At 68.2% G+C, this 15903-nt stretch carries 13 protein-coding genes; 5 read left to right on the top strand and 8 right to left on the bottom strand.

Going from position 1 to position 15903, the window contains the following annotated elements; all coding sequences use genetic code 11:
• Window positions 1–54: 54 nt before the first annotated feature.
• Genes ASC81_RS00255 through ASC81_RS00240 form a run of 4 tightly spaced genes read right to left on the bottom strand, consistent with a single transcriptional unit; the run spans window position 55 to window position 6085 of the window.
• Window positions 55–1107, bottom strand: coding sequence for a homocysteine S-methyltransferase family protein (locus tag ASC81_RS00255; RefSeq protein WP_056261188.1), 1053 nt, complete (start codon window positions 1105–1107; stop codon window positions 55–57).
• Window positions 1104–2180, bottom strand: a complete 1077-nt coding sequence (locus ASC81_RS00250; protein ID WP_056261185.1) for a tartrate dehydrogenase — start codon at window positions 2178–2180, stop codon at window positions 1104–1106. Before ASC81_RS00250 ends, ASC81_RS00255 begins: the two co-directional genes overlap by 4 nt.
• Complete coding sequence (locus tag ASC81_RS00245) at window positions 2180–3073, bottom strand: alpha/beta fold hydrolase (protein ID WP_056261184.1); 894 nt, start codon at window positions 3071–3073, stop codon at window positions 2180–2182. The genes ASC81_RS00250 and ASC81_RS00245 overlap by 1 nt, the downstream gene beginning before the upstream one ends.
• 15 nt (window positions 3074–3088) lie before the next feature.
• A complete protein-coding gene (locus ASC81_RS00240) occupies window positions 3089–6085 on the bottom strand; it encodes a hypothetical protein (RefSeq protein ID WP_056261181.1) in 2997 nt (998 codons plus the stop codon).
• A gap of 466 nt (window positions 6086–6551) precedes the next feature.
• On the opposite strand from ASC81_RS00240, the gene ASC81_RS00235 reads away from it, so the two are divergent.
• From ASC81_RS00235 to ASC81_RS00225, 3 genes are all read left to right on the top strand, one after another.
• Window positions 6552–8138 carry an ABC transporter substrate-binding protein gene (locus ASC81_RS00235; protein WP_056261179.1) on the top strand — a complete coding sequence of 529 codons (1587 nt, stop codon included), beginning with the start codon at window positions 6552–6554 and terminating at the stop codon, window positions 8136–8138.
• 88 nt (window positions 8139–8226) lie between these two features.
• Window positions 8227–9126, top strand: a complete 900-nt coding sequence (locus ASC81_RS00230) for a LysR family transcriptional regulator (protein ID WP_056261176.1) — start codon at window positions 8227–8229, stop codon at window positions 9124–9126.
• Complete coding sequence (locus tag ASC81_RS00225) at window positions 9123–9734, top strand: M15 family metallopeptidase (protein ID WP_082536141.1); 612 nt, start codon at window positions 9123–9125, stop codon at window positions 9732–9734. Before ASC81_RS00230 ends, ASC81_RS00225 begins: the two co-directional genes overlap by 4 nt.
• Here ASC81_RS00225 and ASC81_RS00220 read toward each other — a convergent pair.
• Genes ASC81_RS00220 through ASC81_RS00210 form a run of 3 tightly spaced genes read right to left on the bottom strand, consistent with a single transcriptional unit; the run spans window position 9731 to window position 11907 of the window.
• On the bottom strand, window positions 9731–10186 hold the full coding sequence (locus ASC81_RS00220) for a GNAT family N-acetyltransferase (protein ID WP_369820830.1): 456 nt from the start codon (window positions 10184–10186) through the stop codon (window positions 9731–9733). The two genes, ASC81_RS00225 and ASC81_RS00220, sit on opposite strands and share 4 nt — an antisense overlap.
• Before the next feature lie 19 nt (window positions 10187–10205).
• Window positions 10206–11639: a C13 family peptidase gene (locus tag ASC81_RS00215; RefSeq protein ID WP_056261173.1), complete on the bottom strand. Its 1434-nt coding sequence runs from the start codon at window positions 11637–11639 to the stop codon at window positions 10206–10208.
• 22 nt (window positions 11640–11661) lie between these two features.
• A complete protein-coding gene (locus ASC81_RS00210) occupies window positions 11662–11907 on the bottom strand; it encodes a DUF1653 domain-containing protein (RefSeq protein ID WP_056261170.1) in 246 nt (81 codons plus the stop codon).
• 121 nt (window positions 11908–12028) lie between these two features.
• Here ASC81_RS00210 and ASC81_RS00205 point away from each other — a divergent pair, with 121 nt between their 5' ends.
• A complete protein-coding gene (locus tag ASC81_RS00205) occupies window positions 12029–13066 on the top strand; it encodes an LD-carboxypeptidase (protein WP_056261166.1) in 1038 nt (345 codons plus the stop codon).
• Between the two features lie 3 nt (window positions 13067–13069).
• On the opposite strand, the gene ASC81_RS00200 is transcribed toward ASC81_RS00205, so the two are convergent.
• Window positions 13070–13975, bottom strand: coding sequence for a LysR family transcriptional regulator (locus ASC81_RS00200; protein ID WP_235533522.1), 906 nt, complete (start codon window positions 13973–13975; stop codon window positions 13070–13072).
• A 64-nt stretch (window positions 13976–14039) separates the two neighbouring features.
• On the opposite strand from ASC81_RS00200, the gene ASC81_RS00195 reads away from it, so the two are divergent.
• The gene (locus ASC81_RS00195) at window positions 14040–15902 is read left to right on the top strand and encodes a DUF885 family protein (protein ID WP_162245832.1); all 1863 of its coding nucleotides are present in this window, start codon (window positions 14040–14042) and stop codon (window positions 15900–15902) included.
• Window position 15903: the final 1 nt, after the last annotated feature.

Raw genomic sequence — 15903 nt, 5'->3', positions numbered from 1 at the left:
TTCGTTTGAATTCATTTGTCAACAGCCCGTCTTCGCGGGCGCAGAACGAGCCGGCTAGGCGGCGTCCAATATCTGGCTGAAGAACTTCTCCCCGCTGACGCGCGGCTTGTACGCCGACACGGCCTTGGCAATCGCTGCGATGTGGTCCGGCGTCGTGCCGCAGCAGCCGCCGGCGATGTTCAGGAAGCCGGCCTTGGCGAACTCGCCCACCAGGCGGGCCGTCACGTCCGGCGTCTCGTCGAAGCCGGTGTCGCTCATCGGGTTGGGCAGGCCGGCGTTGGGGTAGCAGCTGACCGCCACGTCGCCCGCGACCTTGGACAGCTCCTCGATGTAGGGGCGCATCAGCGTGGCGCCCAGCGCGCAGTTCAGGCCGATGGCGATGGGTCGCGCATGGCGCACCGAGTGCCAGAAGGCGGTGACCGTCTGGCCCGACAGGATGCGGCCGGAGGCGTCCGTCACCGTGCCTGAGACGATGACGGGCAGGCGCTCGCCGGTGTCTTCCATCAGCTCGTCCAGCGCAAAGATGGCGGCCTTGGCGTTCAGCGTGTCGAAGATGGTCTCGACGAGGAAGAGGTCGCAGCCGCCTTCCAGCAGGCCCTTGGCCTGCTCGTAGTAGGCGGCGCGCAAGGTGTCGAAGTCGACGTTGCGGGCGCCGGGGTCGTTGACGTCGGGGCTGATGGACGCGGTGCGCGGCGTGGGGCCGAGCGCGCCGGCCACGTAGCGGGGCTTGTCGGGCGTCGAGTACTTGTCGCAGGCCGCGCGGGCCAGCTTGGCGGCCTCGACGTTCATCTCGTAGGCCAGGCTGGCCAGGTCGTAGTCTTCCTGAGCGACGGTGGTAGCGCCGAAGGTGTTGGTCTCGATGAGGTCGGCGCCGGCGGCGAGGTATTGCTCGTGGATCTCCAGCAGCACGTCGGGCCGCGTGAACATCAGCATCTCGTTGTTGCCCTTCAAGTCCTTGTGATGGTCCTTGAAGCGCTCGCCGCGGTAGTCGGCCTCGGTGAGCTTGTAGCGCTGGATCATGGTGCCCATGGCGCCGTCGAGCACGGCGATGCGTTGCTGGAGCAGGACTGGCAGGCCTTGGGCGCGGGTGTAGGCGATGGGCTTCATGGTGCGGCAATTCTCGCAGCCCGGGCGATGGCCTCGCCCAGCTGGGCACATGAGGCGGTGCCACCGAGGTCGGGCGTCTTGGGCGCGGCGGGGTCGGCCAGCACGGCCTCGATGGCCGACATGACGGCATCGTGCGCGGCGCGGTGGCCGAGGAAGTCCAGCATCATGGCCCCCGCCCAGACTTGGCCGATGGGGTTGGCAATGCCTTTGCCGGCGATGTCGGGGGCTGAACCATGCACCGGCTCGAACAGGCTGGGCCACTCGCGCGTCGGGTTCAGGTTGGCCGATGGGGCGATGGCGATGGTGCCGGTGCAGGCCGGGCCGAGGTCGGACAGGATGTCGCCGAACAGGTTGCTGGCGACGACCACGTCGAAGTGCTGCGGCCGCTGCACGAAGTGGGCGCAGAGGATGTCGATGTGGAACTTGTCGACCGCCACCCCGGGGAACTGCGCGGCCATGGCTTCGACGCGCTCATCCCAGTAGGGCATGGTGATGGCGATGCCGTTGCTCTTGGTGGCGGACGTGAGCTTGGCGCGCGGCCGCGACGCCGCCAGCTCGAAGGCAAAGCGCAGCACGCGGTCGACGCCGATGCGGCTCATGACCGTCTCCTGCAGCACGATCTCGCGATCGGTGCCGGCATACATGCGGCCGCCAACGCTGGAGTACTCGCCCTCGGTGTTCTCGCGGACGATCCACATGTCGATGTCGCCGGGGCCGCGTCCCGCCAGCGGCGAGCGAACGCCGGGCAGCAGCCGCGCCGGGCGCAGGTTGACGTACTGATCGAACTCGCGGCGGAACTTCAGCAGCGAGCCCCACAGGCTGACGTGGTCGGGCACGGTGTCCGGCCAGCCGACGGCGCCGAAGAAGATGGCGTCGTGGCCGCCGATCTGTGCCTTCCAGTCGTCCGGCAGCATCTGGCCATGCTGCTCGTAGTAGCGGCAATGCGCGAAGTCGAACTCGTCGAAGCGCAGCGGCAGAGCGAAGCGCTCGGCCACCGCGCGCAGTACGCGCAGCCCCTCGGGCATGACCTCCTGGCCAATGCCGTCGCCGGCCATCACCGCAATCTTCTGCATCACTTGTCGTCCTTGTCGAAGAATTCGGCCGCCTCAGCCAGCACCACGTCGGGCGCTTCTTCGGCGATGTAGTGGCCGCTGTCCACGGCGCGGCCGCTGACGTTGTCGGCGGCAGACTGCCAGAGCTTGAGCGGTGCGAAGCAGCGGCCGACGACGCCGTTCGCGCCCCACAGCACGCGCAGTGGCTGAACGACGCGCCGGCCGGCGGCACGGTCGCTGCGGTCATGGTCGAGGTCGATGCCCGCGCTGGCGCGGTAGTCGGCGCAGATGGCCGCGGCCGTGCCGGGCCTGGCGATGCACCGTTCGTACTCGGTCCAAGCCTCGGGTGCGAAGAATGCGCCGCCACGCCGACCCATGCCGTCGCGCAGATAGGCCAGCGGGTCGGCGTGGATGAGGCGCTCGGGCAGCGGCGCCGGCTGGATCAGGAAGAACCAGTGCCAGTAGGCGCGCGAGAAGGTCTCCGTCGTGCCCTCGTACATGGCCAGCGTGGGCGCGATGTCGAGCAGCAGCAGCCGCGCGACGGCCTGCGGATGGTCCAGCGCCAGCCGGTGCGCGACGCGCGCGCCGCGGTCGTGGGCCAGCACGTCGAAGCGACCGTGGCCAAGCGACTGCATCAACGCCATCGCGTCGAGCGCCATCTCGCGTTTGGCATAGGCGGCGCTGCCCTCGCCCGCCAGCGGGCGGTCGCTGTCGCCATAGCCGCGCAGGTCCATTAGCACGACGCGCCGCGTTCGCGCCAGCACCGGCGCCACGCGGTGCCACATCGCCATCGTCTGCGGATGGCCGTGCAAAAGAAGCAAGGGCGGCCTGCCGGAATCCAGCGGGCCGCCCTGGCGGGCAAACAGCGTGACACCGTCACGCTGGATGGTTAGAGATTGAAAGCCGGCCCACATGGTGGGCCGATTCTGTCAGGCCGTGCGCAGGAAGTAGAGGTTGGCGCCGCCGCGGGCCAGCAGCACGAAGCCGCGCAGCGCGGGGATGTAGCGCAGGCGGTTTTGCAGACCACCGCTGCTGGTCGCCGCGATCTTGACGCTGCCCGGACCGACGCTGAGCACACTCATGTCCCACGTATTGCCGTCGTTGGGCTGGATCACATAGACACGGCCGGCGGCATCACCCTGGCCGCTGTAGAACAGGAAGCGGTCGTTGTCCATGTCGTAGTCCATGCCGGCATAGCTCGGCTTCTCGGCCAGCCATTGCGTCAGCGCGGGGCTGGGGTTGAAGCTGACTGAAACCTGCGGTCCGCCGCTCAGCGGCACACGGCTCGCTTGCAGGCGCTGCGGATCGAATCCCTGTCCATCGCCCCACTGCAACGTGAAGAGCTGATTGCGACGCGCGTCGACAGCCATGGGCCAGCGTGCCGAGTCGCCGCTCGGATTGGCGACAAGGTCTGTCCACTTCCGATCCACGGGCGACCACTTCTTCAGCCAAGTACTGATGATTTCACCGGTGGAGCGAATCTGCCCGGCGCCGTAATAGCCCGCCGGCATATCGGCCCAGGTGCCGGCCGGATCCCATTTGTTGGTGTCCAAGTTGAATCCATCGACCTTGGGAAATGCCCAGGCGGACCCATAGTTGCCATAGGACCCGAACAACATCAACCGATTGACCTGCGGCACAAAGTGCAGCGAGCTGTAGAGATGGCGTGACGATGGCAGGCCGTCGGTGTAGTAGGCCACGTTCGCCTGGACCGCCTTGCTGGCGGCCGCGCGCACGATCCAGCTTGGCGTATCGGCAGCCAGTGACAAGGAGACAACGCGGTTATCCGCCGAATCGCCATGCCCGCCGGCCGCCGCGATCAGCAGCTCGTTGGTCAGTTCGTTGACCGCCATGCCGCTGAAGGCATCGACCGCAGCGCCGCCGGCACCCGCTGTACCGGGAATCTCGAACCATTCGCCGACCGGCTTGCCAGACATCCAAGCCGGCGTGATCCGAGCCGGCGCCACCGACCAAACCGGTGCAGTGTGGAAGGCGTCGCGCAGCGCGGCGTAGTTGCTCGCCGAGGTCAAGCGCTGATAGGCCGTGGCCGCACCGGTCACGCCATGACGCACGGCATAGCTCAGCGCCGGCATCAAGTTGCCCCACATTGCGCGCTCGCCCGGCATGATCTCGGCAGCCAGTTGGCCTTCGACCTTGCCGAACCAGCTCGGCTGACTGGCGTAGGTGCTGGCATAGACGGCGGCTTCGTTTGGATGCCACGGCCCCTTGCCGCCCTGGAAGTCCGGGGCGGAGACAGGGGAGATGCTCATCGTGTACGGCGCACCGTTCACATACCAGAACCCACTGGCGGAGCCCAGGCGCATGACGACGCTGCGCGCCTTCCAGCGGAAGAAGGCTTCATGCTTGCTTGCCACGGCCGCTGGAAGAGGCAGCCCCAGGCTGAGCGAGAAACCCCAGGCCGCCGTCACGAAGTCCTGCATCCAGGGCGCATCGAAGTACGGGCCGCTGCTGTTGTAGCTTTCCCCTTGCACCCAACCGTAAGGATTGTTGGGCTGGGCAACATAGACGGCGTGATAGTTGTCGATGTTGGCCTGGACGCTGCCCAGGAACTCCCCACGCATCACGCTCTCACTGTCGGGCGTCACGTTCAGAGCCATTGCCAACGCGCGCCACTGCCACGCTGCAGAGCGAACCTGCCAGGCGCCGGCACAGGACTGCACCAGACCCAGCGCACCGCGACGCAGTGCATCGTTGTCGCCCTTGCCCAGGTAATTGGCCGTGGCAACGAACTGCACCAGCTCCATGAAATAGAACCGGCCCGTCACGAGATAGGCCATGTAGCCCACAGCAGGGCTGTGCGCACAATCCCAGCCGGGCGCACCGGTTCCGGTCGGTTTGGGCGTGTACTGGCTGCGTGTCGAGCCGCCCTGGTCGCCGAAGGCGCTGCCTTCAGGGTTCAGGGCCAGGTTGGGGTGCTGCGAAAAGCGGATCGGTCGCTGCGTCTTCTCGTCCCGATAGTGCACGGCGTAGCGGCCGGCCGCAAAACCATTGCGCACCACCGCGCCATAGGTGGCGGCGCTTTCGCAGGTCAGGTAGAGCGCGTCGTGCTGCGGCAGCAGGCCGATCGGGGCTTGATAGCCCGGCGAGCGCATGCTGTCGTTGAAATAGACGATGTTGGCCTTGGCCAGCGGCGTGTAAGTCGTCGCAAGCGCCTGTGCGATGCCCGCATTCGCATCCACCCTCGCGCTATACGTCGGCACCTGCTCGGTCGCCTGCAGATACGCCAGGTCATGCCGCGGCGTCACATCCGGGTCGGTGGCCAGCCAATACGACAGCGCCGCGCCGTTGATCAACGGCGTGCGGCAGTGGTGGGGCAGGTCGATGGCTGCGGAGAAACGCTGCGTGCCGTTGATCTTGAAGGTGTACGTCGCCGACTTGTTCGTCGGGCCTGCCACCATCAAATAGCCGTTTTCGATCCAGGGCAGCACCTCGACGGCACCGCCGGCGAACAGGCGCACCTCCAGCCAGGCCACCAGGTGGGCATCGCTACCCACCGGCTTGCGGAAGACCCAGGACGACATCTGCGCACCGCTGACCCAGTTGGCCTGCGGTGCGTCCCAGTCGGCTGCGCCGAAGCTGGCAATGCCCAGCGCACCGGCACCGACCTCGGCCGTGATGCCGGTCTTCTTCAGGTCAGCCAGCGTCAACGGTGAAATGACTCGCGTGTCCGCGGCGATGCGGCGCAGGCGGATCGTCGACAGCACGTTCGCCGTGAGATCGGCAAAACCGGCGAGCTGGGCAAACTTCAGCGAACCGTCGGGCCAGGTCGTACGCGGCGTGACCTGCAGGTTCGCCAGGTTCGAACCCACCGAACTGCCGGCGGGGATGTCGCCGCGCTTGAAGGCGAAGCCCAGGCTGAAAGGCGCCTTGACCTGGGTCTTGGGGCTCAGCAGGCTGAACTGCATGGCACCGGTGAACAGGCCCAGCGTGGTCGCGGGAGCCGCTGGGGCCGGTGCAGGAACGGGCGCGGGTGCAGGAGCCGGCTTGGCCGGCGTGGTCGGCAGTGGGCGCAGTGCGGTCGCGGAAGCGGTCGCCTCTTCCGCTGCGACCGCTTCACCTCCACCACCACAACCCGCCAAAGGCAGGGTGCCGCCAAGTGCGGCTGAGTACTGAAGAAACTTACGGCGTTGGGGGTCTGTCATGGCAAAGCAATCCTTAGCAGCGCATATCGCTGCACTTCGGTACTAGGGGGGGCCTAGGTGGCGGAGCGGATTCTGACGGCGCGCTTTGAAGTGACCGTCGCGAAACGTTACGGGCGCGGGATTGCCTGGCGGTATAAGTTTGCGTTATGCAATGCGCCCGCCAACTCGCTTGTCGCGGACCGCGCCGGTCCAAACAATCCCAGCCCTCTTCTCCTCTGAAATCATCGTGATGAAGCCCTTGTCCACCGCCCTCGTCGCGCTGTCCCTCATGGCCGGCGCCACCCTCGCCGATGCCCAGGGCAAGCCGTTGATTTACTGTGCTGACGCGAGCCCGGAAGGCTTTGACCCCGGTTTGTGGGACAGCGCCAGCACCAACACCGTCAGCGCGCAGATGTTCGACGGCTTGCTGGGCTTCAAACGGCCAACGACCGAACTGGCGCCCAAGCTCGCCACCAGCTATGAGATCGCGCCCGACGCCAAGAGCGTGACGTTCAAACTGCGCGAGGGCGTGAAGTTCCACAGCACGCCCTGGTTCAAGCCGACGCGCGATTTCAACGCCGACGATGTGCTGTTCACATTCCAGCGCTTCATCGATCCAAATCATCCGTTCAACAAGGCGTTTCCCGCCAACTTCATCTATCCGCAGAACCTTGGCCTGGCCAAGCTGATCGCGGGAATCGACAAGCTCGATGACCGCACAATTCGTTTCCGGCTCCACCAGCCCAACGTGACCTTTGTCGCGAACTTCGCCTTCGCCTGGGCGGGCATCCATTCAGCCGAGTACGCCGCACAGCTGCTGAAAGACGGCAAGGCGTCCCAGATCAACATCCAGCCTGTCGGCGCGGGGCCGTACCAGTTCAAGAGCTATGCCAAGGACGACGTGCTGCGCATGACGGCCCACCCGGGCTACTGGGGCGGCAAGCAACCCACCTCGGCCCTGGTCTTCAGCATCAGCCGCGAGCCGAACGTGCGGGTACAGAAGATCGCCGCTGGCGAATGCCACGTGACGGCGGCCATCCGCGATGTCGATGTCGCCTCGCTGGCAGGCAATGCCAACGTCAACATCGAGAAGATCCAGGCGCTCAACATCTCCTACCTGGCCTTCAATCTGAAGAAGCCGCCTACCGACAAGCGTGAAGTGCGCGAGGCGCTGGACATCGCCATCGATCGCGACGCCATCTTCAAGGCGCTGTTCCCGCGCGGCGACGCGATGCAGGCGGTCAGCGCTTTCCCGCCGGCCATTCCCGGCTACAACAAGAAGCTCAAGAACGAGTTCGACCCCGCCAAGGCCAAGGCCCTGCTTGCCAAGGCCGGCTTTGCCAAGGGCTTCGAGATCGACCTGTGGGCCCTGCCCGTCACGCGGCCGACCAACCCCAACGGCCAGCTGATGGCCCAGCTCATCCAACAGGACTGGGCCAGGATCGGCGTCAAGGCCAACATCAAGACCTTCGAGTGGGGCGAGTACCTCAAGCGCGCCAACAACGGCGAGCACAACGTCTACATGAGCGGCTGGAGCGGCGAAACCGGCGATGCGGACGACTTCCTGACGCCCAACCTGAGCTGCGCGGCCAACAAGGCCGGCGGCATCAAGTTCTGCAATACAGAGTTCGAGAAGCTCATCGACGAGGCGCGCGCCACGCCCGATCAGGCCAAGCGCCTGGCCATGTACGAGAAGGCCCAGGAGATCTTCAAGCGCGAGCGGCCCTGGATCACGATGGCGCATTCGACCGTGTACATCCCGGTCCGCAAGGATGTGGTGGGGTTCAAGATGGCACCGAATGGGTCCGTCGACTTCGAGGGCGTGTACAGGAAGTGACGCTGCGAAAAATGCAATCACAGCGGCACAGAGAGCAATTCATTTGCTCCGTGCCTCTGTGGCTCCGTGGTTGCCTTTGAATTCACTCATGCGCCTCAGACACATCGAAGTCTTCCACGCCATCATGCAGGCCGGCACCATCAGCGGTGCCGCCCAGCTGCTGCACATCTCCCAGCCCGCCGTCACCAAGGTGCTGCAGCACTGCGAGCTGCAGCTCGGCATGGCACTGTTCGACCGCGTGCGCGGCAAGCTCTACCCGACGCCCGAGGCGCAGCGCCTCTTCGTCGAGATCGACAAGCTCAACCGCGACCTGGTCGGCATCCGGCGCCTCGCGGCCAACCTCAAGAGCGGTGAGAGTGAGCAGGTGCGCCTCGTCGCCACACCGGCACTGGCGACCGCCATCGTGCCCGCCGCGATGACGCCCTGGTGCAAGGCCTACCCCAACGCCAGCTGCTCGCTGGCCACCCACCACACGCGCGAGATCGTGTCGGCCCTGCTGCTCGGTGAAGCCGACCTGGCCCTGTCGCTGCAGGACCCGCGCCATCCGGGCATCAAGGCCGAGCCGATTGCCAGCGGCACGATGGTGGCGCTGTGCCCGCTCGGCAGCCCGGAAGCTCAAGCGACGGGGCCGCTCAGCCTCGCGGACATTCGCACCGAGATCGTCGGCCTGCAAAGCGACGACCCGCTCTCCGGCCTGCTGCACCATGCCGGCGAAGCCCTGGGCCAACCGCTGGCCAGCCGCATCACCGTGCAGACCTACCAGCTCGCGCGCGCCCTCGTCGAGGCCGGCGTCGGCATGACCCTGGTCGACCCGTTCACCGCCGCCAGCGCAGACCCCGCCAAGGTGCGCGTGCGGCCACTGGCGCCTGCCGTGCCGGTGCAGCTCTATCTGCTCAGCGCGGCCAGTGCGCCGCTCGCCCAAGCCTCGCGCCGCCTCGTCAAATTCATCACCGCCGCGGCGCACGAGCATCTGGCGAGACTGCCTTGAACGCCCTTCCCATCGAAGACATCGCCGGCCACCTCGACTTCCGGCGCCTGGCCACGCTGAGCCACGGCATCGCTGTCGACCTTCGCTATGCGACCACCGACAACTTCGTCGGCCATTCCGTGTACGACGGCATCGACTGCCACTGGCTGCGCCGCGAGGCCGCCGATGCGCTCGAACAAGCCGCCGCCTGGCTGCAAGCGCGTCGCCCCGGCTACCGCCTGCTGGTGCTGGATGCGCTGCGCCCGCAACGCGTTCAGCAGCGCCTGTGGGACGAGCTGCAGGGCACGCCGCTGACGATGTACCTCGCCCACCCCGAGCGCGGCTCCATCCACAGCTTTGGCATGGCGGTGGACCTGACGTTGCTGGACCCCCAGGGCCGCGAGGTCGCCATGGGGTCAGGTTTTGATGAGATGACGCTGGCGTCGCATCCTGATCACGAGGCCGAGCACCTCGCGCTCGGTGTCCTCAAGCCCGAGCACCTCATCGAGCGCGGCTGGTTGCGCGCCGCCATGCGCGAGGCGGGCTTTCATGGCATCACCACCGAGTGGTGGCACTTCGACTTCGGCGACCGGATAGCGGTCCGCCGGGATCTGCCGCGGGTGCTCTAAAGCCTCTTCTGCATGAAGACGCTCAAGGGGTCGTCGGCATAGCTGCCGAACGGCCCACAGCGCTCGAAGCCAACGCGGGCGTACAGGCCCAACGCCTCGGGTTGGAAGGGGCCTGACTCCAGCGTGAGCAGGCGGCAGCCGCGGGCGATCGCCTCGGCCTCCAGCAAGACCAGCATCCGCTGCGCCAGCCCCTGACCGCGTGCGGTCGGGCTGACAAACATGCGCTTGAGTTCACCGAACTCGGCGCCCAGAACGACGGCCCCGCAGCCCACCGCCTGCCCCGCCGCGTCTCGGGCCACGGCGAAAAGCACCTCCGGCTGCATCAACGCGGTCAGATCCAGCGCATGCCGGCTTTCCGGTGGGTAGAGGGCATCCTGATAAGCATCCAGCTCAGCAATGAGGGCGATGACCTCGGCCTGGTCTGGCGATTCAAAAGCGATGTGCAGGGTCATGTCGTGCAACGGCGGGTGGTCAAGGCGTGCGCCGCTCGGCCGCGAGGCGCTCCAGCACCGGCCTGATGCCCGCGCCTTCGCTGATCTGCGGATTGGAATAGCCGTCGCTCTTGCCGGCCTCCTGCTCGCGCACCTCGATGACCTTGCGCGCGGCCGCATGCGCTTCGCTGAAGGACCGGGTCTTGCGCAGCGCCTCCTCGTACATGGCGCGGCCGAAGAAGGTCAGCTCCGAGCGCTTGCCACAGCCGTAGGAGGTGTTGTCGGCATCGGCCGCCGTCATCACCAGCGTGCCGTCACCCGCCAGCGGCGCCACCCAGCTGCCCGAGTAGCAGGCCGACACCGAGATCACGCGCCAGCGCACGCCGGCCTCGTCCAGCCAGCGCTTGAGCAACTGCGGCGTGACCGGCTCGGTCTGCAGCGGCCAGGTGTGGGTGGCCAGCTTGCCATCGGCGCCGCCATGCGAAGTCATGTGAAGGAAGAGCACGTCATGCTCGCGGTCCATCAACGCGGCCATGCGCGCGATGGTCTTGCGCAGGTTCAGCGGCGTGGCCCAGGGCAGGGTCATGCCCGTCGCGGGGTTGACCACCAGTTCCACCAGCCGGCCCTCCGCGTCAAAGCGCTCGCGCAGGGTCTCGGCGACCACGGCGCTTTCGCGCATGAAGACGTCTTCGGATGCATAGGGCGCATAGGTCAGCGCATACATGTTCACGCGACCCGGGCGCGGTGGTTGCAGCGCGTCCAGCGCCTGGGCGAGCAGCGCCGGCTGGGCGCTGACGATCTCGTCGGTCAGCGGCAGCGCGGCCTCGGCCTCGGCCTGACCCTCGGCGGTCGGTTCGGCCCACCACAACACCGTCGGCGCGAACCAGCCGCTGAGCGCCAGCGGCACCGGCACCAGCAGCAACACCGCACCGCGCGCAGCAGCCGACCCGGCGAAGCGCCACAGCAGCCGGATCTGCATGAGCGCCGTCCAACTGATCGCCACCAGCCAGCTGACCCAGTGCAGGCTGGCCGGCCAGTCCGCCGTCGGGCCCCACACCGCGCCGTGGACCAGCGCCAGGGCGCCTTCGCCCAGGCTCAGCACCAGGGTCGCGCTCCACAGCAGTGCCATCAGCGTCGCTGCCGTCAGCCGCGGCGCATCGCTGCCGCTTGCCGAGCGCGCCACGACCCAGCACAGCCAGGCGATGACGGCGACGTCGATCCAGCCACTCAGCAAGCCCGTCCACAGCGGCCTGGCGGCCTCGTCGGCCAGCGCCCATTGCAGGCCGAATGCGAGCACATAGCCGGCCAGCACCAGCAGCGCCAGAGTCAGCGGCCGCGCGGCCAGGTCCTGCCATCGCGGCGCCCGAAACACCAGCACCCGCGCGCCTTCCAGCAGCCATGCGCTGCGCCCGCGCGCGGGCCTGTCATCTTGCGGCGCAGCCGTCGGCAACGGCGCCTCGGTTCCTTCATCCATTGCAGCTCTCCCGGGCGGGATCCTATCGACGTGCCTCGCCGATGCGCTCGAAACGCGGCCGCACGATGCCGTCGACCGCGAGTGTGCCGGTGAACATGTCGTAAGGCCGCACCCACCAGCCGCTGTCGTTGTAGAGCGGCCGGTAGACGACCACCACCTCCAGCGTCTCGCTGTGGCGGGCCACGGCGAGCACCTCGTACTCGCCGCCCTTGTAGTGGCGGTAGCGGCCGGGGGCCAGCGGGGGCAATGCAGGCAGGTCAGGATTCATGCTCGCATTGGAACGCAGCCACGCCGTTGGCCGTCAGCGCGCACACAATGCCGCGCACGGTCGTCGAGTCCACGCGGCCATGTATGCGGTGAGCTTTCCACCCCTGACTGATGCACGCGCCATGAACCCGTCCCGCCGTCAACTACTCCACTTCAGCGCAGCCGCCACCGGCGCGCTGGCAGCGGCCCAACCCGCCCGCGCTGCGTCGACGCCGCTGCTGGCGCCGCGGCTGCGCGCTGGCGACACCCTCGGCCTGGTCAGCCCGGCCAATGCCACCTTCGAGCGCGAGCCCCTGAGGATCGCCATCGAGTCGCTGCAGGCCCTGGGCTTCAAGGTCAAGCCGGGCCAGCATGTCGCCGCCCGGCGCGGGCCGTTCGCCGGCACCGACGCCCAGCGCGCCGCCGACGTCAACGCGATGTTTGCCGACGACTCGGTGGCCGGCATCCTGGCCATGACCGGGGGCTCGGGCTGCAACCGCATCGTCGACAAGCTGGACTACGCGCTGATCCGCCGCAAGCCGAAGTTCTTTGGCGGCTTCAGCGACCTGACCAGCCTCGTCAACGCCATCCACCGTCAGACCGGCCTGGTCGCCTTCCACAGCCCCGTGGCCGTGTCGGAGTGGAACGACTTCTCGGTGCAGAGCTTCAAGAGCATCGTCATGAATGCCGAGGCGGCCGTGTTGCGCAACCCCGTCGTCAAGCCGGCCGACGACCTCGTCGTGCGCGAGGAGCGCATCACGACGATCCGCGCCGGCAAAGCGCAGGGTCCGCTGGTGGGCGGCAACCTGACCGTGCTGGCCTCGCTGGCCGGCACGCCCTACTTCCCGGACTGCCGCGGCGCCATCCTGTTCCTGGAAGACATCAACGAATACATCTACCGCATCGACCGCTGCCTCTCCACGCTGCGCCTGACGGGCGCGTTAGGCCAGTTGGCCGGCGTCGGGCTCGGTCGCTTCACCAAGTGCGAACCCGGCGACGGCTACGGCAGCCTGACGTTGGACGAGGTGTTCGACGACTACTTCCTGCCGCTGGGCGTTCCCGTCTTCCGCGGTGCGGCCATCGGTCACATCAAGCGCAAGCTGACCGTGCCGGTGGGCGCCATGGCGGAGATCGATGCCGACGCGGGCGCGCTGCGGCTGCTCGGGCCGGCTGTGGCCTGAGCCCTAGGCTGCCGTTGCGCGCTGCGGCAGCGCCTCGGCGCTGGCCATCTTCAGGAAGGCTTGCGCCGCAGGTGACAGCTTGTCGCGGTCCAGCATGGCCAGCGCCACCCGCCGGGGCACGGCGGGCCGCAGCGGGCGGTAGGTGACGCCGGGCCACGCGTCCGGCAGCGCCATGCGCACGGACACCGATACCCCCAGCCCCTGCTGCACCAGCCCCAGCACCGACAGCACCTGGGGCAGGCGAAACAGCTCCAGCGGCCGCGCACCCGCCTGCGCAAGGATGTGCGCGATCTCGTCGCCGCAGCCGGCGGCGCTTGCGATGAAGGGCTGGCCATCCAGCTGCTTGGCGCGGATGGCGGCCTCCGCGCTCAGCGGGTGGCGCTCCGGCAGCACCACCACGTACTCGTCGCTGGCGATGTGCACGGTATCGAAGCGATCCTCCGGCAGCGTCACGAAACCCAGCTCCACGCGGCGATCCACCAGCCATTGCGCAATCACGCCATCGGCTTCCTCGTCGACCCGCACCTCAACGCCGGGGTGGCGCAGGGCGAAGGCGCGCAACAGCCGCGGCAGCAGGCACAACGACGAGCTGGGCCCGAACGAGCCGATGCGCAGCAACCCCGACTTGAGGCCCTGCTCCGCCTGCACTTCCTGCCGGATGGCCTCGGCAGAGGACAGCATCGCGCGGGCATGCGGCAACAGGCGCAAGGCGCCGGCAGTGGGCACCGGCGGCGATTGGCGGCGGTCGAACAGGACCGTCCCGAGTGCCTGCTCCAGTGCCTTGATGGCATGGCTGACGGCGGACTGGCTGATGCCGAGCCGTGCGCCCGCCGCCGTGAAGCCGCCGGCTTCGACCAGGGCGACGAAGAGATCGAGCTGACCCAGGGTCATCTGCGGCGGTTGCGTCACGGCGCGGCTCCTTCATGAGGATCTGCTCATTTTGTCATCGGCGCGGATGAATGAGCATGGCCGCATGACCCAACCCGCCGACACCACGATGACCCTCCAGCCAAGCTCCCCGGACCGCCGCCTGCTGTTGCAAACGGCCGGCGCCCTGTGCGGCAGCGCACTGCTGGCCGCCTGCGCTCGCCAGCCCGGTGGCGCCAGCCCGGCAACGCAGACCGCAGGGTCGCTGGACGTCCTGCTCGATGGCTGGACGGAGGAGCTGCTGACCGAGGCGCCGCATGAAGCCACGGCCCTGGGCCTCGATGTCGGCTCGCGGGCAGCCTTGCGCGGGCGCTGGCCGGACCGGTCTGTCGACGCCGCGCCGCGGCAATCCAGGCGCTACACGGCGGCGTTGAACCGCCTGGCCGGCGTGCCCCGAGCCGCCCTGAACACGCAGGCGGCCGCCACGCTGGAAGCCGCGCGGTTCACGTTGACGCGCGCCCAAGAAGGGGCGGCGTTCGCGTACGGCGACCAGGGCGTCATGGCGACGCTGGCCCAGGAGTGCACGCCCTATGTCATCAACCAGATGATCGGGCTGGCCCTGAGCGGGCCGCAGTTCCTGGCAACACAGCATCCGCTGCGCACGGCGGACGACGTGGCGAGCTGGCTGGAGCGGCTGGGCAAGCTGCCCGCGCAGATCGACAACGAGACCGAACGCTTCCGGCGCGACGCCGCTCTCGGCGTCGTCGCGCCGCGCTTCATCCTGGCGACGCTGGCGAGCCAGCTCGACGGTCTGGTGACCGCAGCGCCTGAGCGCTCGCCACTGCTCGACGCCCTGGCACCTGTCGCCGCTGCGCGCGAGCGCGCGGCGGCGCTGGACCTGCTGCAAAGGCAGCTGTTGCCGGCCGTGCAACGCCAGCGCGACGCGGTGCGCGCGGCGATGCCCACTGCCAGCGAGGAGGCGGGCGTGCGGCGCCTGCCGGACGGCGAGCGCTACTACGCCTGGTCATTGCAGGTCGGCACGACCACGGGGCTGTCGGCCGAGCAAGTGCACCGCATGGGCTTGGCGCAGGCTGCCGAGATCGCCGCGCGCATGGAGCCGCTGCTGCGCGGCCAGGGGCTGACGCAGGGCGGCATCGGCGAGCGGCTGCGGGCGCTGGGCGAACGGGCGGAGCACCGCTTCGCCAATACCGACGCCGGCCGGCAGCAGGCCATCGCGTACTGCAACGAATGGGTCGCGCGCCTGCGGGCGGCGATGCCGCGATGGTCGGGCCTCGCGCTGCGGGCGCCGCTGACCGTCAAGCGCGTGCCGGCCGAGACCGAGGCCGGCGCGCCGGGTGCCTACATGGCGCCGGGCGCCCTCGACGGCTCGCGCGACGCGGCCTTCTACCTGAACCTGCGCGACACCGCGGTGTGGCCGCGTTGGACGCTGCCGACGCTGGTCGTGCACGAGACCTTGCCGGGGCATGTCTGGCAGGAGGCGCATGAAGCGGAGATCGCGCAGCGGCATCCCGTGCGTTCGTTGCTCAAGTTCAACGGCTACTCCGAAGGCTGGGGGCTGTATGCGGAGCACCTGGTGGATGAAGCCGGCTTCTATGCCGACGACCCGCTCGCGCGGCTGGGCTATCTGCAGGCGCAGCAGTTGCGCGCCACACGCCTGGTGGTCGATACCGGGCTGCATGCCTTCGGCTGGAGCCGTGAACGCGCGATGAAGACACTGGCGGACGCCACCGGCCGCTCGGCCGCGGCGGTGCAGAACGAGATCGACCGCTACTGCGTCAAGCCGGGGCAGGCATGTGGCTACAAGATCGGCCAGGCCGAGTTGCTGCGGCTGCGCCAGGGCTGGCTCGCCCGGCATGCCGCGCCCGACGCCATGGCCGCTTTCAACGACGCGGTGCTGCGTGCCGGCAACCTGCCGCTGCCGGTGCTGCAGTGGGTGCTGAACAGCTGAT

This window comes from Pelomonas sp. Root405 (assembly GCF_001425165.1).
Taxonomy (GTDB): domain Bacteria; phylum Pseudomonadota; class Gammaproteobacteria; order Burkholderiales; family Burkholderiaceae_C; genus Pelomonas.
This window is presented reverse-complemented; position numbering and strand designations above follow the sequence as displayed.